Consider the following 16,050-nt stretch of genomic DNA (forward strand, 5'->3'; position numbering starts at 1 on the left):
TTTCCTTTAAAAACACAGTTTTAATCTTATTGCATTATGGGGTTTATCCCTTATATTGTTTAAGTGAAGTTGACGTAAACGTCATCTTTATAAAGTCGTGTTGCGGCAGACATTTTTCCGATCTAGGCAGCTCGCTTTTCTAAAGATGATCAGGCTCAGAGCCTTAGTGCACCGATGTTGAAAGAGCGGCACTAAAACAACAGCTCTTAAAAACAGCTTTTAAACAACAAGAATGACAGCCAATGGTATGAATTATGGATTTTAATCTTTCAGAAGATCAGATCGCGTTCCGCGATGCAGCGCGATCTTTTGCTCAGAATGAGATGGCTCCACATGCGGCCAAATGGGATGCCGAGCATATTTTCCCGGTTGATGTGATTAAAAAAGCCGGTGAAATGGGTTTCTGTGGAATCTACGTACCCGAAGAAGCCGGCGGCATGGGTCTTAGCCGTCTGGATGCCAGCGTGATTATTGAAGAGCTGGCCATGGGCTGCACCTCAACCACTGCCTATATCACCATTCACAATATGGCCACCTGGATGATCGCAAGCTTTGCGGCTGAAGATCTGCGTGATGAGTTTGCGCCGCAGATGGCGATGGGTGAGCTGCTGGGTTCTTACTGCCTGACAGAGCCGGGTGCTGGTTCTGATGCGGGTTCGCTGCGTACTTCTGCCCGTCGTGACGGTGATGATTACATCCTGAACGGCAGCAAAATGTTTATCTCAGGTGCTGGCAGCACCGATGTGCTGGTGGTGATGGCCCGTACCGGTACTCAGGAAGATGGCACGAAAGGCATTTCCGCATTTGTGGTACCCGCTGATGCCGAAGGTATTCACTACGGTAAAGCTGAAGAAAAAATGGGCTGGAACAGCCAGCCAACCCGCCTGATCACCTTTGAAGATGTGCGTGTACCCGCCCGTAATATTCTGGGTAAAGAGGGTGATGGTTTTAAAATCGCCATGAAGGGTCTGGATGGCGGTCGTATCAATATCGCGACCTGTTCACTGGGTGCCGCACAGGCAGCTGTCAACGATACCCAGCGCTACATGCAGGAGCGTGAGCAGTTTGGTAAGCCGCTGGCGAGCTTCCAGGCGCTGCAGTTTAAGCTGGCAGATATGGTGACTCAGCTGGTGGCATCCCGTCAGATGGTACGTCTGGCAGCATCCAAGCTGGATGAGAAAGACGGTGAGGCAACGCTTTACTGCGCTATGGCGAAGCGTTTTGCTACCGATGCCTGTTTTGAAGTAACCAATGATGCAATTCAGCTGCACGGTGGTTATGGCTATATCAAGGAATACCCTCTGGAGCGCTACATGCGTGATGCCCGTGTGCATCAGATTCTGGAAGGTACCAATGAAATTATGCGTTTAATTATTTCTCGCCGCGTCATGATGGACGGCGTTCTGGAGGTTATTCGATGAGCAATTCAAGCGTTAAGTCCACCACTGAAAAACTGCTGTTAGAAGTTCAGGGTAATACTGCAATTCTGACCATCAATAACCCACCGGCGAACACCTGGGATGATGAGTCTCTGCCGGCGCTGAAAAAACTGATCGAAGATCTGAACGCTGATCTGGATATCTACGCGCTGGTTGTTACCGGTCAGGGGGAGAAGTTCTTCTCTGCAGGTGCGGATCTGAATAAATTCGCTGATGGTGACAAAGCGGTGGCTCGTCACATGGCGCGTATCTTTGGTGAAGCTTTCGAAACCCTGCAGGAGTTTCGTGGTGTTTCTATTGCCGCGATCAATGGCTATGCCATGGGCGGTGGTCTGGAATGTGCGCTGGCTTGCGATATCCGTATCGCTGAAGAGCAGGCACAGATGGCGCTTCCCGAAGCGGCTGTTGGCCTTCTGCCATGTGCTGGCGGTACTCAGAACCTGTCCTGGCTGGTGGGTGAAGGTTGGGCAAAGCGCATGATTCTGTGTGGTGAGCGTGTGACCGCTGAAAAGGCAGAGAAGATCGGTCTGGTTGAAGAAGTGGTTGCTAAAGGTGAAGCATTGGCGACTGCGATTGCTCTGGCTGAAAAAGTGGCTAAACAGAGTCCTGTAGCGGTAACTGCCTGTAAGACGCTGGTTCACAACGCCCGTGGTAATAACTCTCTGGCAGTAGGCTGCATGCAGGAACGCGAACTCTTCGTTGATCTGTTTGATACTCAGGACCAGAAAGAAGGCGTGAATGCGTTTCTGGAAAAACGTAAACCAGAATGGAAAAACGCCTGATCCCTGTGATCAGTCTGAGGAGCCTGTGATGTCTGATGCACCTGTAGTTTTTGAAGAGCTGGCAACCCGTGACGGCAATCTGATCGGCATTGCCACTCTGAATGCCCCGAAAGCCCTGAACGCTCTGAGTCTTGAGATGATCGAGCTGATGTACCCGCAGTTTCTGGCGTGGCAGCAGAACGATCAGGTAAAAGCGGTTTGGTTACAGGGTGCCGGTGATAAAGCCTTTTGTGCCGGTGGCGATATTGTTCAGCTCTATAACTCTATGGTTGAGCATCCCGGTGGCCCGAACCCTTATGCTGAAAAGTTCTTCACGGACGAATACCGTCTGGATCACCTGATTCATACCTTCAGCAAGCCGTTTATCCTGTGGGGTAACGGTATTGTAATGGGTGGCGGTCTGGGTCTGATGGCAGGTGCCAGTCACCGCGTGGTAACCGAGTCTGCCCGTATTGCGATGCCAGAAATTACCATTGGCCTGTATCCCGATGTTGGTGGTAGCTACTTCCTGAACCGTATGCCGGGGCGCACGGGTCTGTTCCTGGGTCTGACCGGTGCCAACATCAATGCCGCTGATGCTTTGTTTGTCGGTCTGGGTGATCGTTTTGTGACCCATGATCGTCGTGAAGCAACTTTTGATGCTCTGAAGTCAGCAGATTGGTCGGGTGATGCTGAGACTGTTGTGAATCAGGTGCTGCGTCAGCAGGAATCACAAAGCCTTGAGGCAATGCCTACGTCGCCGGTTCGCGATCATTTTGACCTGATTCAGCAACTGACCGATGCCGATGATGTGGCCACTCTGGTTAAGCAGATCACATCCATTAAAACAGAAGATAAGTGGCTGTCCCGTGCCGCAGGTACTCTGGCGGCAGGTTCGCCAACGGCGATGCAGCTGATCGTGCGTCAGCTGAAAGCAACCCGTCAGATGTCACTGGCTGAAGTATTCCGTTCAGAGCTGAACCTGTCGGTTCAGGCGGCCTGCAAAGGTGAGTTTGCAGAAGGTATTCGGGCTTTGCTGATCGACAAAGATCGTGAGCCGAAATGGCATAGCACCGATGTCGCAGTGGTTGATGGTGACTGGCTGGATAGTTTCTTTGAGCCGGTTTGGCCGGAAGCAGAGCATCCGCTGAATGATCTTTAATCCGCTGGTGTAAAAATTCAGGGCGGAGCAGCTCATCTGTTCTGGCCGCAAGACCAAGCTAACAGTTAAAACAATCTACAAAACAAGCTAATAATCAAAACAAGAACAAATGGAGATTACAGATGGCTAAGATCGCATTTATCGGTTTAGGCAATATGGGTGGCCCTATGGCTGTGAATCTGGTTAAAGCGGGTCATGAAGTGACCGTTTTTGACCTGGTTCCAGCTGCTGTGGAAGCTGCAGTTGCAGAAGGTGCCCAGTCTGCTGTATCCGCAGAAGCTGCAGCAACCAGCAAGGACTTTGTTATCTCTATGCTGCCGGCTCAGCAGCATGTTGAAGGCCTGTATATCGATCAGGCGGGCCTGCTGGATATCGTTGATAAGAACACTGTGATCATCGACTCCAGCACCATTGCTGCAGAATCTGCTCAGCGTGTTGCTGCTGAAGCTGAAAAGCGTGGCATCAAGATGGTTGATGCGCCGGTATCCGGCGGTGTAGGTGGTGCCAAGGCAGGTACTCTGTCCTTTATCGTGGGCGGTACTGAAGAAGCCTTCGAACTGGTTAAGCCGATTCTGGAAGCGATGGGTAAAAACATCTTCCACGCGGGTGCGTCTGGTGCTGGTCAGGTTGCTAAAGTGTGCAACAACATGCTGCTGGCGATTCTGATGGCGGGTACCACTGAAGCGATCGGTATGGGCGTCAAGAACGGTCTGGATCCTGCGGTACTGTCCGACATTATGTCGAAGAGCTCCGGTAACAACTGGGCGCTGCAGGTGTACAACCCGTATCCGGGCGTAATGGAAGGTGTGCCTTCTTCTAACAACTATCAGGGCGGCTTTATGGTTGACCTGATGGCGAAAGATCTGGGTCTGGCGTTTGATTCCGCAGTGAAATCCCGCTGCAGTATTCCTATGGGCTCTATGGCTCGTAACCTGTTTGCGATGCATGCTGCAAACGGTAATGGCTCTCTGGACTTCTCCAGCATTCAGAAAATGTTTGCTGATCTGGACTAAGAGCACCTGAGCTCTGTATCCCTTTGGTGATCCGTTGCTATTGTCGAAAATCAAGGCATGGTGGGTTCACCAAAGCAGGTGCAGGGCTTTTCTTTTGTAATGCCTTTATGCCTGATATCTTCGTCAGGTGGCCCGAGCAGGAGTTTGGGCAGGTTATTCGCTAACCCGCGAATAGCAGCTTCTTCGGAAGCTATAGAAAACCGATTCAGTAATAAAACAGTTTTAGTTAATAAAAATAAGAAGCACTGAAAACTGATCCTGAATCTGAGGTTTTTAGAAAATTTTGAAAACATCGGATACTGTGATTCAAATTTTCAGTCATGTTTGCCGCAATAAGTTTGCCCGGGACGATCCCTGAGGCAAAACAATAACAAATGGATGGCCGATATGAGTTATGCAAGTGAATATCAGCGTTCGCTGAACGAACCGGAAGCATTCTGGAAAGATCAGGCTGAAAACATCGCCTGGTTCAAAAAACCGGAATCGATTCTGGAAGCCCTCGACGACGGTACCCACCGTTGGTTCGCCGATGGTGAGCTGAACAGCAGCTATCTGGCACTCGATTATCAGATCGAACAGGGACGAGGTGAGCAGACCGCGCTTATCTATGATTCTCCCGCCACAAATTCCAAGAAACAATTTACCTATAACGAACTGCGCGATCAGGTAGCACAGTTTGCCGGTGCTCTGACCAGTCTGGGTGTAGGCAAAGGTGATGGTGTTATCATCTATATGCCGATGGTACCGGAAGCGGGTATCGCCATGCTGGCTTGTGCCCGTATCGGCGCAGTTCACTCCGTGGTGTTTGGAGGTTTTGCCCCTCACGAACTGGCGATCCGCATCAATGATGCCAAGCCGAAAGTGGTTTTAACCGCATCCTGTGGTATCGAATTCACCAAAGTCATCGAATACAAGCCGCTGGTTGATGCTGCTATGGATCAGGCAGAACATAAGCCGGAGCGGGTAGTGGTGCTGCAGCGCCCTCAGGCGAAAGCCCAGATGCAGGCGGGGCGTGATCTGGATTGGTATGAGCTGTTTGATCAGTCTTCGCCGGTAGGTTGCACACCGATGAAGAGCACTGATCCGCTTTATATCATGTACACCTCGGGTACCACAGGTAAGCCTAAAGGTATTGTTCGTGATAATGGCGGCCATGCGGTGGCGCTTTATTACGCGCTGCGCAATATCTACAACATGCAGGCCGGTGATGTCTGGATGGGTTGCTCCGATGTAGGTTGGGTCGTTGGTCACTCTTTCATTATGTATGGCCCGCTGATGGGCGGTTGCACGACTGTCTTCTTCGAAGGTAAGCCGGTGCGTACGCCGGATGCCGGTACCTTCTGGCGTGTCGTTGAAGAGTATAAAGTGAACGGTATGTTTGCGGCGCCAACGGCGTTCCGTGCAATCCGTAAAGAAGACCCGGAAGGTAATCTCTTCCGTCAGTACGACGTTTCCTCTCTTAAACACATTTTCGTAGCGGGTGAGAAGCTGGATTCTCCGACCTATCACTGGCTGCATGAGATCTCTCAGAAACCTATCTATGACCACTGGTGGCAAACAGAGACCGGTTGGCCGGTAACAGCTCCTGCGACTGCGTTAGGCTCAACGGATATTCGTGTGGGTTCTACAAACCGAGCAGTTGCTGGTTATGACGTTCAGGTGCTGGACCCGATGGGGCATCAACTGGGTGCGAATGAGAATGGTGGCATTGCCATTAAGCTGCCATTGCCACCGGGTTGCGCCCAGACACTCTGGAATGATCATGAGCGTTATCTGAGTTCCTATCTTGGCGATTACCCGGGTTACTACCACACAGGTGATGGTGGCTATATCGATGAAAACGGCTTTGTTTACATCATGGGGCGTACCGATGATGTGATTAACGTCTCCGGTCATCGTCTTTCTACCGGTGAAATGGAAGAGCTGGTTGCCAAGCACCCTGCAGTTGCCGAGTGTGCTGTGATCGGCGTGCAGGAGTCCCTGAAGGGGCAGGTGCCGGTTGGTCTGATCCTGTTGAAAGATGGTGTCGATATTCAGGAAGAAGAGCTGGAGAAAGAGCTGGTCGCTATGATCCGTGAACAGATCGGTGCGATTGCCTGTTTCCAGCGAGCGCTTGTGGTGGATCGTTTGCCTAAGACACGATCCGGTAAGATTCTTCGTGCTGTGCTGCGTAAGATCGCTAATGGTGAGTCTTATGCAATGCCTTCGACGATTGATGACGAATCTATCCTTCCTGAAATTACCGAGAAAATGGTGAGTGAAGGTTTGGCGCCTGAGCCAGCCTGAGAGTAATTTCAAACTAAAGGCGGAAGCGGGGTGATTTTTTTGGATTTCGCTCTTCTTCTGCCTTGCAAGCAAATGTGTTGTTCCAACTTGCTGTTTTTAAAGAATTTATTAGCGGTTTATCAAGTGACTGAATAGTCTCTTTTTTGCAACAAATGACTGCAGATAGTCACAAGTTTCAAACATTGTTAGCCATTGGTCTAATAGGTAAAAAAAGGGATTGTACGGGCTTTTTAAACCCTATATGTTACGTTTACGTAAAGGTTATTTATAACCCTTTCGCTGATCTGTCCGGCTGCTGAATTTGATCATTCAGGCAATAAAAACAACAAGGTCGGATGGACTTCAGATCAGCATAAAACAATAACAATACAATTTATGGAGTGTGATCTGTCTGCTGACAGACGGAATTACATTCCGGCTACGAGGACTTTGGAATGAGCCAAGATTTTGTGCTGGAAACCCAGGGCTTGATCAAAGAGTTTAAAGGTTTTACCGCTGTTGATGATGTTAATCTTCAGGTTCAGCGCGGTCACATCCATGCTCTGATCGGACCTAATGGTGCAGGTAAGACCACCTGTTTCAACCTGCTGACTAAGTTTCTGACGCCGACTCATGGAAAGATCCTGTTTAACGGCACGGACATTACCCATCAGTCACCTACTGATATTGCCAAAATGGGTATGGTTCGGTCTTTTCAGATCTCCGCTGTATTTCCCCATCTGACGGTTATGGATAACGTGCGTATCGCCCTTCAGCGCAAGCTGGGTACGTCTTTCCACTTCTGGAAATCCGACCGTTCACTCAATGTACTTAATGACCGCGCCATGGAGCTGCTTGAAGAAGTGGATCTGGCAAAATGGGCGGACACCATCACTGTTGAAATGCCATATGGCCGTAAGCGTGCCCTTGAGCTGGCGACCACTCTGGCTCTTGAGCCTGAGCTGATGCTGCTTGATGAGCCGACTCAGGGTATGGGGCATGAAGATGTTGAACGTGTGATGGCTCTGATCAAGAAGGTTTCTGTCGGTCGAACCATTTTGATGGTTGAGCATAACCTGCACGTTGTATCCAGTCTGTCTGATCGTATTACGGTTCTGCAGCGTGGTGCCGTGTTGACTGAAGGCCCTTATGAAGAGGTTTCTCAGAACCCTCAGGTACGCGAAGCTTACATGGGGAGTGAAGCAGCATGAATGCACATCAGAAAGTTGATATGGAACAGCTGCGTATTGCTGATCTGCACGCTTTTTACGGTGAGTCTCATATCCTTCATGGTATCGATATGAAGGTAAACCGTGGTGAGCTGGTTACTCTGCTGGGGCGTAACGGTTCTGGTCGTTCCACCACCCTGAAGTCCATCATGAATATGGTGGGCAAGCGTACAGGCTCCATCATGGTGAACGGTAACGAAACCGTTGGTATGCCAGCGCACCAGATTGCTCATTTAGGTGTGGGTTTCTGCCCTGAAGAGCGCGGTATCTTCTCCAGTCTGAATGTTGAAGAAAACCTGATGCTGCCACCTACAGTTCGCAGTGGCGGTATGTCTCTGGATGAAATCTACGAGATGTTCCCAAACCTGTATGAGCGTCGCACCAGTCAAGGTACACGTTTGTCCGGTGGTGAGCAGCAGATGCTGGCAATGGCCCGTATTCTGCGTACCGGAGCGAACCTGTTGCTGTTGGACGAGATCACCGAAGGTCTGGCGCCGGTTATCGTGCAGACGCTGGGCGAAGTACTGCTGAAACTGAAAGACAAAGGTTTAACGATTGTGTTGGTTGAGCAGAACTTCCGTTTTGCAGCACCTCTGGCTGACCGACACTATCTGATGGAACATGGTTCGATCGTTGAAGAGATCGCAAGCGACGAACTGGAAGATAAAATGGATTTGCTGAACACCTATCTGGGTGTTTAAGACTGCACAGCCACGAGGGCAAGTGCAGCCGGGCAAACAAAAATAACAAGTGCCTAACCAGGTTTTGCAATAACCGCAATAACCAACCCTAAAAACCACAACAACAATAACAACGCGAAAGCGATGGAGTGGACTATGAAAATGCTGAAAAAACTGATGTGCAGCGCAATCGTATCGGCAATGGCGGCTTCTACAGCAGCTCAGGCTGATATTTCTGACAATGAGATCCGTATTGGCTATCTGGCTGATATGTCGGGTACTTATTCTGCGCTGGCAGGCCCGGGTGGTCTGGAAGCCGCTAAAATGGCTATCGAAGACTTCGGCGGTAAGGTAAACGGAAAAAAAATCACTATCGTAAGTGCCGATGACCAGAACAAGCCTGACATCGGTGCAAACAAAGTTCGTCAGTGGATCGATGTTGATAAAGTCGACATGGTTGCTGGTATGGTGTCTTCAGCGGTAACAATCGCTGTAAACAAAGTTGTTGAAGCTAAAGACAAGGTGTCTCTGGTTTCCGGTTCTGCTTCTTCCTCTATTACTAACCAGTTCTGTACGGCTAACTCTGTACACTACGTTTACGATACCTATGCTCTGGCACATGGTACTGGTGAAGCGGTAGTGCGCGAAGGTGGTGACAGCTGGTTCTTCCTGACTGCTGACTATGCATTTGGTCATGCAATGGAGTCCGATGTAACTGAAGTTGTGAAAGAGAGTGGTGGTAAGGTTGTTGGTGGTGTACGTCACCCTCTGGCAACTAACGATTTCTCTTCCTTCATTCTGCAGGCTCAGGCTTCCGGCGCTAAGATCGTAGGTCTGGCAAACGCTGGTGCAGATACCACTAACTCCCTGAAAACGGCTAAAGAGTTTGGTGTTGTACAAGCGGGTCAAAAAATTGCGGGTCTGCTGATCTTCCTGAACGACGTTCACAGTCTGGGTCTGGAAACCACTCAAGGTCTGCAGCTGACCACAGGTTTCTACTGGGATCGTACTCCTGAAACCCGTGCATGGTCTAAGCGTTACTTCGACCGTACCGGCAAAATGCCAACCATGGTACAGGCTGGTATCTACTCTTCTGTAACTCACTACCTGAGCGCTGTTAAAGCCTCTAACAGTGATGCTTCTTCAGCTGTAATGGCGCAAATGAAGAAAACTCCAATCAACGACTTCTTTGCTGAGAATGGTCGTATCCGTGAAGACGGTCGTATGATCCACGATATGTACCTGGCTGAAGTTAAGAAGCCTTCTGAATCTACCGGTGAGTGGGATCTGTACAAGATTCTGCGTACTATCCCAGCCGATAAAGCGTTCCGTCCGCTGGCTGAGTCTAAGTGCAAGCTGGTTGCAGGCCGTTAATACAGCCTAGCGACCATGTGACGGGCTGCTACGGCCCGTCACACTCAAACCTACATCTGTTTGAGTGTATAGCTTCACCGGTTTATATGCGTCTCCGGTTTATTGAACAATAAGAATAACGACACCTGTGTTTCTAGGGTGGCGCCTTTTCAAGAGCGTTAAAGGGTTTTGTTATGGCAGAGTTACTTGGTTTTCCGCCACAGGTTTTATTTGGCCAGCTGTTGATCGGTCTGATTAACGGATCTTTCTATGCACTGCTGAGTCTGGGTCTGGCTATTATTTTCGGCCTGTTAAACATCATTAACTTCGCACATGGTGCTCAGTATATGCTGGGTGCGTTTGTTGCCTGGTTAGGTCTCAAATTTCTGGGTGTTAACTATTGGGTTGCACTGGTGCTTGCTCCGCTGGTTGTTGCAGCGATCGGTATCGCCATTGAAAAAACCATGTTACGCCGTCTCTATAAAGAGGATCACCTCTACGGTCTGCTGCTGACCTTTGGTCTGGCACTGATTATTGAGGGTTCCTTTATCCATTTCTTCGGTGTTTCCGGACAACCTTACTCTGTTCCTGCGGCTCTGCAGGGTGGTAATAATCTGGGCTTTATGTTCCTGCCGACCTATCGCGCATGGATCATCGTGGCCTCTCTGGTGATCTGTTTCGGCACCTGGTACATGATCGAACGTACCAAGCTGGGTGCATACCTGCGAGCGGGTACTGAAAACCCACAACTGCTGCAGGCTTTTGGTATCAATGTTCCGCTACTGATTACCCTGACCTATGGCTACGGTGTTGCTCTGGCTGCCTTTGCCGGTGTACTGGCGGCACCTATCTATTCTGTAAGCCCTGTGATGGGGTCGAATCTTCTGATCGTGGTGTTTGCAGTTGTTGTGATCGGCGGTATGGGGTCTATTTCCGGTGCGATTGTTACCGGTCTGATGATGGGCTTGATTGAAGGTCTGACCAAAGTTTTCTATCCGGAAGCGTCTACTACTGTGATCTTCCTGGTGATGATTATTGTTCTTCTGGTGCGTCCAGCAGGACTGTTTGGTAAGGAGGCTTAAATCATGACGACTCAAGTACTAAACAGCAGCACGGCGGGTAAAACCATGAGCAAAACCAAATTGTCTTTCATGATTCTTCTTCTGGTTGGTCTGGTTGCGCCTTATGCGATCTATCCGGTCTTTCTGATGAAGGTTCTTTGTTTCGCGCTGTTTGCCTGTGCATTCAACCTGATGCTGGGTTATGGCGGCCTGCTGTCCTTTGGTCATGCGGCATTTCTGGCGACCGGAGGTTATATTACCGGTCACACCATCATGCAGTGGGGGCTAACCCCTGAACTGGGTATTCTGGTAGGTACTGCCTGTTCTGCTGCTATGGGCTTTGTCTTTGGTAAGCTGGCGATTCGTCGTCAGGGCATCTACTTTGCGATGATTACTCTGGCACTGTCTCAGCTGGTGTTCTTCCTTTACGTTCAGGCGCCTTTCACCGGTGGTGAGAACGGTCTTCAGGGTATCCCTCGCGGCAACCTGTTTGGCCTGATCAGCCTGGAAGGCAATCTGGCGATGTACTACTTCGTACTGGCGGTGTTTGTAATCGGTTTCTCCGTTATCTATCGCACCATTCATTCACCGTTTGGACAGATCCTGAAAGCGATCCGTGAAAATGAACCTCGTACCGTTTCTCTGGGTTATGACGTAGACAAATTCAAACTGGTTGCTTTCGTAATTTCTGCTTCTCTGGCAGGTCTGGCAGGTTCGACTAAGAGTCTGGTGTTCCAGTTGGCATCCCTGACGGATGCGCACTGGCACATGTCCGGTGAGGTGATTCTGATGACCCTGCTGGGCGGTGTAGGCACTATCTTTGGTCCAATCGTTGGTGCAACCACTGTGGTGACGCTGCAGAACTATCTGTCTCAGGGGCCTCTGGCATCATGGGTTCCGGTTATTCTGGGTCTGATCTTTGTGATCTGTGTACTCTTGTTCCGCAGCGGTATTGTGGGCGAGATCCAGAAGTTTATGAAAAAGAACTTTAACTAATTCCATTGCTTTTCGTATTGCACAATTATTGATGTGCCTGTGAGCCTGTACACTTTGTACAGGCTTTTTTTATTAGCTTAATTTGCTGTTTAGTGTGAGTGAAGGAGTCCTTTATGAGTGACGTTTTGCTGTATGAACAAGAAGGTTCTGTTGTAACCCTGACCATGAATCAGGATGAAACCCGAAATGCGATCTCTTCGGATGAGATGATCGATGCTTTTGAAGCGGTTGCCCGTAAAATTAACCGGGATGATACCGTGTCAGTGGTTATTCTCACCGGTGCCGGAAAAGCCTTCTCCTCCGGTGGTAATGTTAAAGATATGCACGAGAAGGATGGGATGTTTGGCGGCTCTCCGGTTGAGCTGCGTGAAGGTTACCGCCGTGGCATCCAGCGTATTCCATTGGCGATGCATAATCTGGAAGTCCCCCTGATTGCCGCAGTGAATGGTCCTGCTATTGGTGCTGGTTGTGATCTGGCGATGATGTGCGATATCCGTATTGCATCGACTAAGGCAAGGTTCGCAGAAAGTTTTGCCAAAATCGGCATTATTCCCGGAGATGGTGGTGCCTGGTTCCTGCCGCGTGCTATAGGAATGTCCCGGGCATGTGAGATGGCTTTTACCGGAGAAGCAGTAAATGCTGAAACAGCTCTGAGCTGGGGGATGGTCTCAGAGGTCACTGAGCCTGAAGATTTAATGGCTGCAGCTCGCAAACTGGCTGACCGAATTGCTGTTAATCCACCCCGCGCATTGCGTATGACAAAGAAACTGTTGAAGGAAGGCCAGAAGGTATCTCTCGAGACGCTTCTGGAGCTATCTGCATCGATGCAATCACTGGCTCATCACACCTCAGATCACGCTGAAGCGGTGGCGGCAATGCTTGAAAAAAGAGAGCCTAGTTTCACTGGCAACTAATTAATTGAAATTCATAAACATCTCGCACTAATTGGCTCAGACTTTAAGGTAAAAAACTGTATCAGGATATTTTTTTTGTGGCGTGGATTTGTGATAATCCACGCCCTTTTTAGTGCTCCTGAATCCCTTCGGGTTCTGTAACCCGAAAACTGGCTGTTTAATGAAAGAAACCACTACCCGTAACTGGGCATTTTTGATTCTGCTTGTCGGCTTCTGCCTTTCATTGGTAGCGGCATGGTTGCTGCATTTTTCTGAGCAGGAGCAGTTGCGTAACCGTTTCGTCAAGGATGTCACCGATCGAAGTGCAGTTTTCAGCCGCGAGCTCAATACTTCCCTCGAAGCTTTGTACACCCTACGCACACTGTTTATTGCTCAGGCGATCCCCCGCCAGGATGATTTTGAATTTGTCGCCAGTAACAGCCGTGTCCGCCACAGAGATATTGTCGCTGTTTACTGGATTCCTGAAATTGGGGCGCAGCTGCGCCCGATGTTCGAGCGGGATGTGGCACAGGTCAACGGTCTGAATTCTTTTTCTATTCTTGAACAAAACAATCGTGGCGAGTTCCAGTCAGCATTACGTACAGAGGGACTACACCGCCCGGTAACCTATTTCCAGGGGGATGCTTCTCAGAAGATGCCGCTGGGTATCGATATGACCGGTAATGCGACGGTTAATAGTCTTTTGGAACAGGCTAAGGACTCTGGCGACCTTGTGCTCTCATCCGGTCGAATTGAACTGAAAGATGAGTTGATGAAGCAGGGTGAATATCAGTCATCAATGGTAAAAGCCGCGATCTCAATTCCTTTACGGGGCTATCCGGGGAGGGTCGCTGGTTATATTGTTGCTGTAATTGACCTGCGAATTTCTTTTGAAGAGGCTTTAAGCCAGATTCGTGTCTCGGGGATTGATATGAAACTGTGGGACCAAACCGGAACCCAGGAACCCTCGTTGCTCCATCACCATATCAGTCGTACCCGCCTTGAGATTGATGCTAACCGTTCAACACTCGTGCCTATGCATGTTAGCGGTAACCGTCAGTGGTTTATTGAAGCCCTGCCAACCTTCTACTATTTCAACAGCAAAGCGACCTGGCTGCCGCACCTGATCTTTGTGCTCGGTCTGACACTGTCTGGCCTTATCACTTATGGTTTTATGCGTGTATCCCGTAAAAACGCCCGCATTCAACACGAGACACGTCAACTGTTGACTTCAAACCAGGAACTGGCCGAAATCTCCCGTACCGATGCGTTAACGGCTGTTGCGAATCGTCGTTACTTTGATGAAGTGCTGGACAAAGAGTGGAAGCGTTCTCTGCGTAACGGAACCCCCCTGACTCTGATCATGGTCGATATCGACTGCTTCAAGCTCTATAACGACTATTACGGTCACCTTGAAGGCGATGAGTGTATCCATGCTGTTGCACAGACACTGAAGGATATGATGTCCCGCCCGATGGATCTGGTGGCTCGTTATGGTGGGGAAGAGTTTGCGATCCTATTGCCGGATACCAATGAAAATGCCGTCATACTGGCGGAACAGTGCCGTAAGGTTATTGAGCAGCAGCGTATGCCTCATGCTGCATCTAAAGTGTCGCCGTACGTCACTGTTAGTATGGGGATTGCAACTATGGCATCTGACCGTGAAAGCGATGTTTCTGAATTGATCCGTCTGGCTGACCGTGCCCTCTACAGTGCGAAAGCAGGTGGTCGTAATCAGGTGGTTCAGGCCGAAGCTGAGGTTCCTGCCCAGGAAAAGCCTGCATTAACTCACGATAAGGCTTCAGAAGAGTCGTCTGGTGAGCACTAAACCCAATATGACCTCGGACCCCATTGCACCGCTGTTATTTAAAATGACAGTACCTGTAATGGGCGGGATCATAGCCCTGATGCTGTTTAACCTGGTTGATGCCTACTTTATTGGTTTGCTGGGAACCAAAGCTCTTGCTGCTGTCACCTTTACCTTTCCGGTTACTTTCACTTTAATCTCGCTATCTATTGGTCTGGGTATCGGCACATCTGCAGTTGTTGGCCGACTTCTGGGTGAAAAAGCCCATGACCTTGTTAAGCGCAGAACCACAGATGCTGCACTTTTAGCCATTCTTTTATCGGTTGTTCTGACGCTGGCTGGTTGGTTGACTCTGGAACCCTTATTCAGCCTGTTAGGGGTTACCGAAGAACTGATGCCCTATATCCGTGACTATATGCAGGTCTGGTATCTGGGCACTTTGTTTGTTGTATTCCCAAGAGCATTAAGTAGTGCTTTGAGGGCATCCGGTAATACTCTTGTCCCCGGACTGGCCATGATTGGCTCTGCAGTCTTAAATGCTATTCTGGATCCTATCCTTATCTTCGGGTGGGGGCCTATCCCGGCCATGGGTGTCAGAGGGGCTGCACTGGCAACTCTGATCTCCTGGATGGTTCTGACTGTGATCGTGCTTTTACTACCACAGGTCAGGCAACAACTTCTGACTTTTAAACCTGTTCAGTTTTCTGAAGTGCTCGAGAGCTGGAGTGTGATCGGCAAGATTGCGATTCCGGCGATTATTTCCAGTATTCTGACACCGGTCAGCACTGCCATCCTGACTCGTATCGTTGCTATCTTCGGTACGGAAGCCGTAGCCAGTTTTGGTGTGGGTAGCCGCATCGAGTCGATATCCCTTATCGTTGTTTTCGCACTGTCGATGACTTTGCCACCTTTTGTCAGCCAGAATCTAGGTGCAAAACAACTGGATCGCGTACGCAAGGGGGTGATGGGCTGTTTTGTCTTTGCACTTCTCTGGCAGGCCGTCGTTTGGTTGATGCTGGTGCTTTTTCAGTCACCTCTAATTGGTGCATTTGCAGAGCCGGGCAGTAACCTTGCGCTTAACCTGAGCTGGTTCCTCTGGCTGGTCCCTCTGGGGCTAGGGCTTCAGGGGGTTATTATTCTCGCTAACTCAACCATGAATGCCTTACATCAGCCAATGGTTGCGTTAAGGCTTAGTATTCTGCGTTTGTTTGTCTTTTACGTGCCTGTTTGCGCCTTGGGTGCCTGGTTGTTTGGTTTGTACGGTATTTTTGCTGGAGCTGTGATAGCGAATCTTTTGATGGCTCTCATTTCGTGGCTGACCGTTCGAAATGCCATTGGCAAGCTCTCTGTTTCAGATCAATAAAAAGCGAATCCCTCACCGGTTTTCCCAG

General features: G+C 49.6%; 12 protein-coding genes and 1 pseudogene. All 13 read left to right on the top strand.

Annotation, left to right across the window (positions count from 1 at the left end; genetic code table 11):
* The first annotated feature begins 254 nt into the window (after positions 1-254).
* The 13 genes and pseudogenes from BV405_RS02435 (at position 255) to BV405_RS02495 (ending at position 16,022) form a co-directional block, all read left to right on the top strand.
* Entirely contained in the window at positions 255-1,421 is a 1,167-nt protein-coding gene (locus BV405_RS02435) for an acyl-CoA dehydrogenase family protein (RefSeq protein ID WP_086479253.1), read from the top strand.
* Positions 1,418-2,221 (top strand): enoyl-CoA hydratase, encoded by an 804-nt coding sequence (locus tag BV405_RS02440; protein WP_086479254.1) that lies wholly within the window; start codon positions 1,418-1,420, stop codon positions 2,219-2,221. The genes BV405_RS02435 and BV405_RS02440 overlap by 4 nt, the downstream gene beginning before the upstream one ends.
* Positions 2,222-2,249: 28 nt before the next feature.
* Positions 2,250-3,362 (top strand): enoyl-CoA hydratase/isomerase family protein, encoded by a 1,113-nt coding sequence (locus BV405_RS02445; RefSeq protein ID WP_086479498.1) that lies wholly within the window; start codon positions 2,250-2,252, stop codon positions 3,360-3,362.
* A gap of 98 nt (positions 3,363-3,460) precedes the next feature.
* Positions 3,461-4,375, top strand: a pseudogene (mmsB, locus tag BV405_RS02450) (3-hydroxyisobutyrate dehydrogenase); the annotation flags it as partial.
* Positions 4,376-4,762: 387 nt separating this feature from the next.
* Complete coding sequence (locus BV405_RS02455; protein WP_086479499.1) at positions 4,763-6,661, top strand: propionyl-CoA synthetase; 1,899 nt, start codon at positions 4,763-4,765, stop codon at positions 6,659-6,661.
* Between the two features lie 434 nt (positions 6,662-7,095).
* Positions 7,096-7,851, top strand: a complete 756-nt coding sequence (locus tag BV405_RS02460) for an ABC transporter ATP-binding protein (RefSeq protein WP_086479256.1) — start codon at positions 7,096-7,098, stop codon at positions 7,849-7,851.
* The gene (locus tag BV405_RS02465) at positions 7,848-8,570 is read left to right on the top strand and encodes an ABC transporter ATP-binding protein (protein WP_086479257.1); all 723 of its coding nucleotides are present in this window, start codon (positions 7,848-7,850) and stop codon (positions 8,568-8,570) included. The genes BV405_RS02460 and BV405_RS02465 overlap by 4 nt, the downstream gene beginning before the upstream one ends.
* Positions 8,571-8,705: 135 nt before the next feature.
* Positions 8,706-9,923, top strand: coding sequence for an ABC transporter substrate-binding protein (locus BV405_RS02470; RefSeq protein WP_086479258.1), 1,218 nt, complete (start codon positions 8,706-8,708; stop codon positions 9,921-9,923).
* A gap of 173 nt (positions 9,924-10,096) precedes the next feature.
* Positions 10,097-10,984: a branched-chain amino acid ABC transporter permease gene (locus BV405_RS02475; protein WP_086479259.1), complete on the top strand. Its 888-nt coding sequence runs from the start codon at positions 10,097-10,099 to the stop codon at positions 10,982-10,984.
* A gap of 3 nt (positions 10,985-10,987) precedes the next feature.
* The gene (locus tag BV405_RS02480; RefSeq protein WP_086479260.1) at positions 10,988-11,959 is read left to right on the top strand and encodes a branched-chain amino acid ABC transporter permease; all 972 of its coding nucleotides are present in this window, start codon (positions 10,988-10,990) and stop codon (positions 11,957-11,959) included.
* Positions 11,960-12,072: 113 nt separating this feature from the next.
* Entirely contained in the window at positions 12,073-12,873 is an 801-nt protein-coding gene (locus BV405_RS02485) for a crotonase/enoyl-CoA hydratase family protein (RefSeq protein ID WP_086479261.1), read from the top strand.
* Positions 12,874-13,033: 160 nt separating this feature from the next.
* Complete coding sequence (locus tag BV405_RS02490) at positions 13,034-14,680, top strand: diguanylate cyclase domain-containing protein (RefSeq protein ID WP_086479262.1); 1,647 nt, start codon at positions 13,034-13,036, stop codon at positions 14,678-14,680.
* Positions 14,670-16,022, top strand: coding sequence for an MATE family efflux transporter (locus tag BV405_RS02495; RefSeq protein ID WP_140054432.1), 1,353 nt, complete (start codon positions 14,670-14,672; stop codon positions 16,020-16,022). Before BV405_RS02490 ends, BV405_RS02495 begins: the two co-directional genes overlap by 11 nt.
* Positions 16,023-16,050 lie beyond the last annotated feature (28 nt).

It is taken from the genome of Oceanospirillum sanctuarii (assembly GCF_002150805.1).
GTDB lineage: Bacteria > Pseudomonadota > Gammaproteobacteria > Pseudomonadales > Halomonadaceae > Oceanospirillum > Oceanospirillum sanctuarii.

Bases quoted from the DNA above. Each gene is read 5' to 3' on its own strand.
- BV405_RS02475 (WP_086479259.1), top strand. From the start codon at position 10,097: ATGGCAGAGTTACTTGGTTTTCCGCCACAGGTTTTATTTGGCCAGCTG.
- BV405_RS02455 (WP_086479499.1), top strand. From the start codon at position 4,763: ATGAGTTATGCAAGTGAATATCAGCGTTCGCTGAACGAACCGGAAGCA.
- BV405_RS02460 (WP_086479256.1), top strand. From the start codon at position 7,096: ATGAGCCAAGATTTTGTGCTGGAAACCCAGGGCTTGATCAAAGAGTTT.
- BV405_RS02470 (WP_086479258.1), top strand. From the start codon at position 8,706: ATGAAAATGCTGAAAAAACTGATGTGCAGCGCAATCGTATCGGCAATG.
- BV405_RS02485 (WP_086479261.1), top strand. From the start codon at position 12,073: ATGAGTGACGTTTTGCTGTATGAACAAGAAGGTTCTGTTGTAACCCTG.
- BV405_RS02445 (WP_086479498.1), top strand. From the start codon at position 2,250: ATGTCTGATGCACCTGTAGTTTTTGAAGAGCTGGCAACCCGTGACGGC.
- BV405_RS02435 (WP_086479253.1), top strand. From the start codon at position 255: ATGGATTTTAATCTTTCAGAAGATCAGATCGCGTTCCGCGATGCAGCG.
- BV405_RS02465 (WP_086479257.1), top strand. From the start codon at position 7,848: ATGAATGCACATCAGAAAGTTGATATGGAACAGCTGCGTATTGCTGAT.
- BV405_RS02440 (WP_086479254.1), top strand. From the start codon at position 1,418: ATGAGCAATTCAAGCGTTAAGTCCACCACTGAAAAACTGCTGTTAGAA.
- BV405_RS02480 (WP_086479260.1), top strand. From the start codon at position 10,988: ATGACGACTCAAGTACTAAACAGCAGCACGGCGGGTAAAACCATGAGC.
- BV405_RS02490 (WP_086479262.1), top strand. From the start codon at position 13,034: ATGAAAGAAACCACTACCCGTAACTGGGCATTTTTGATTCTGCTTGTC.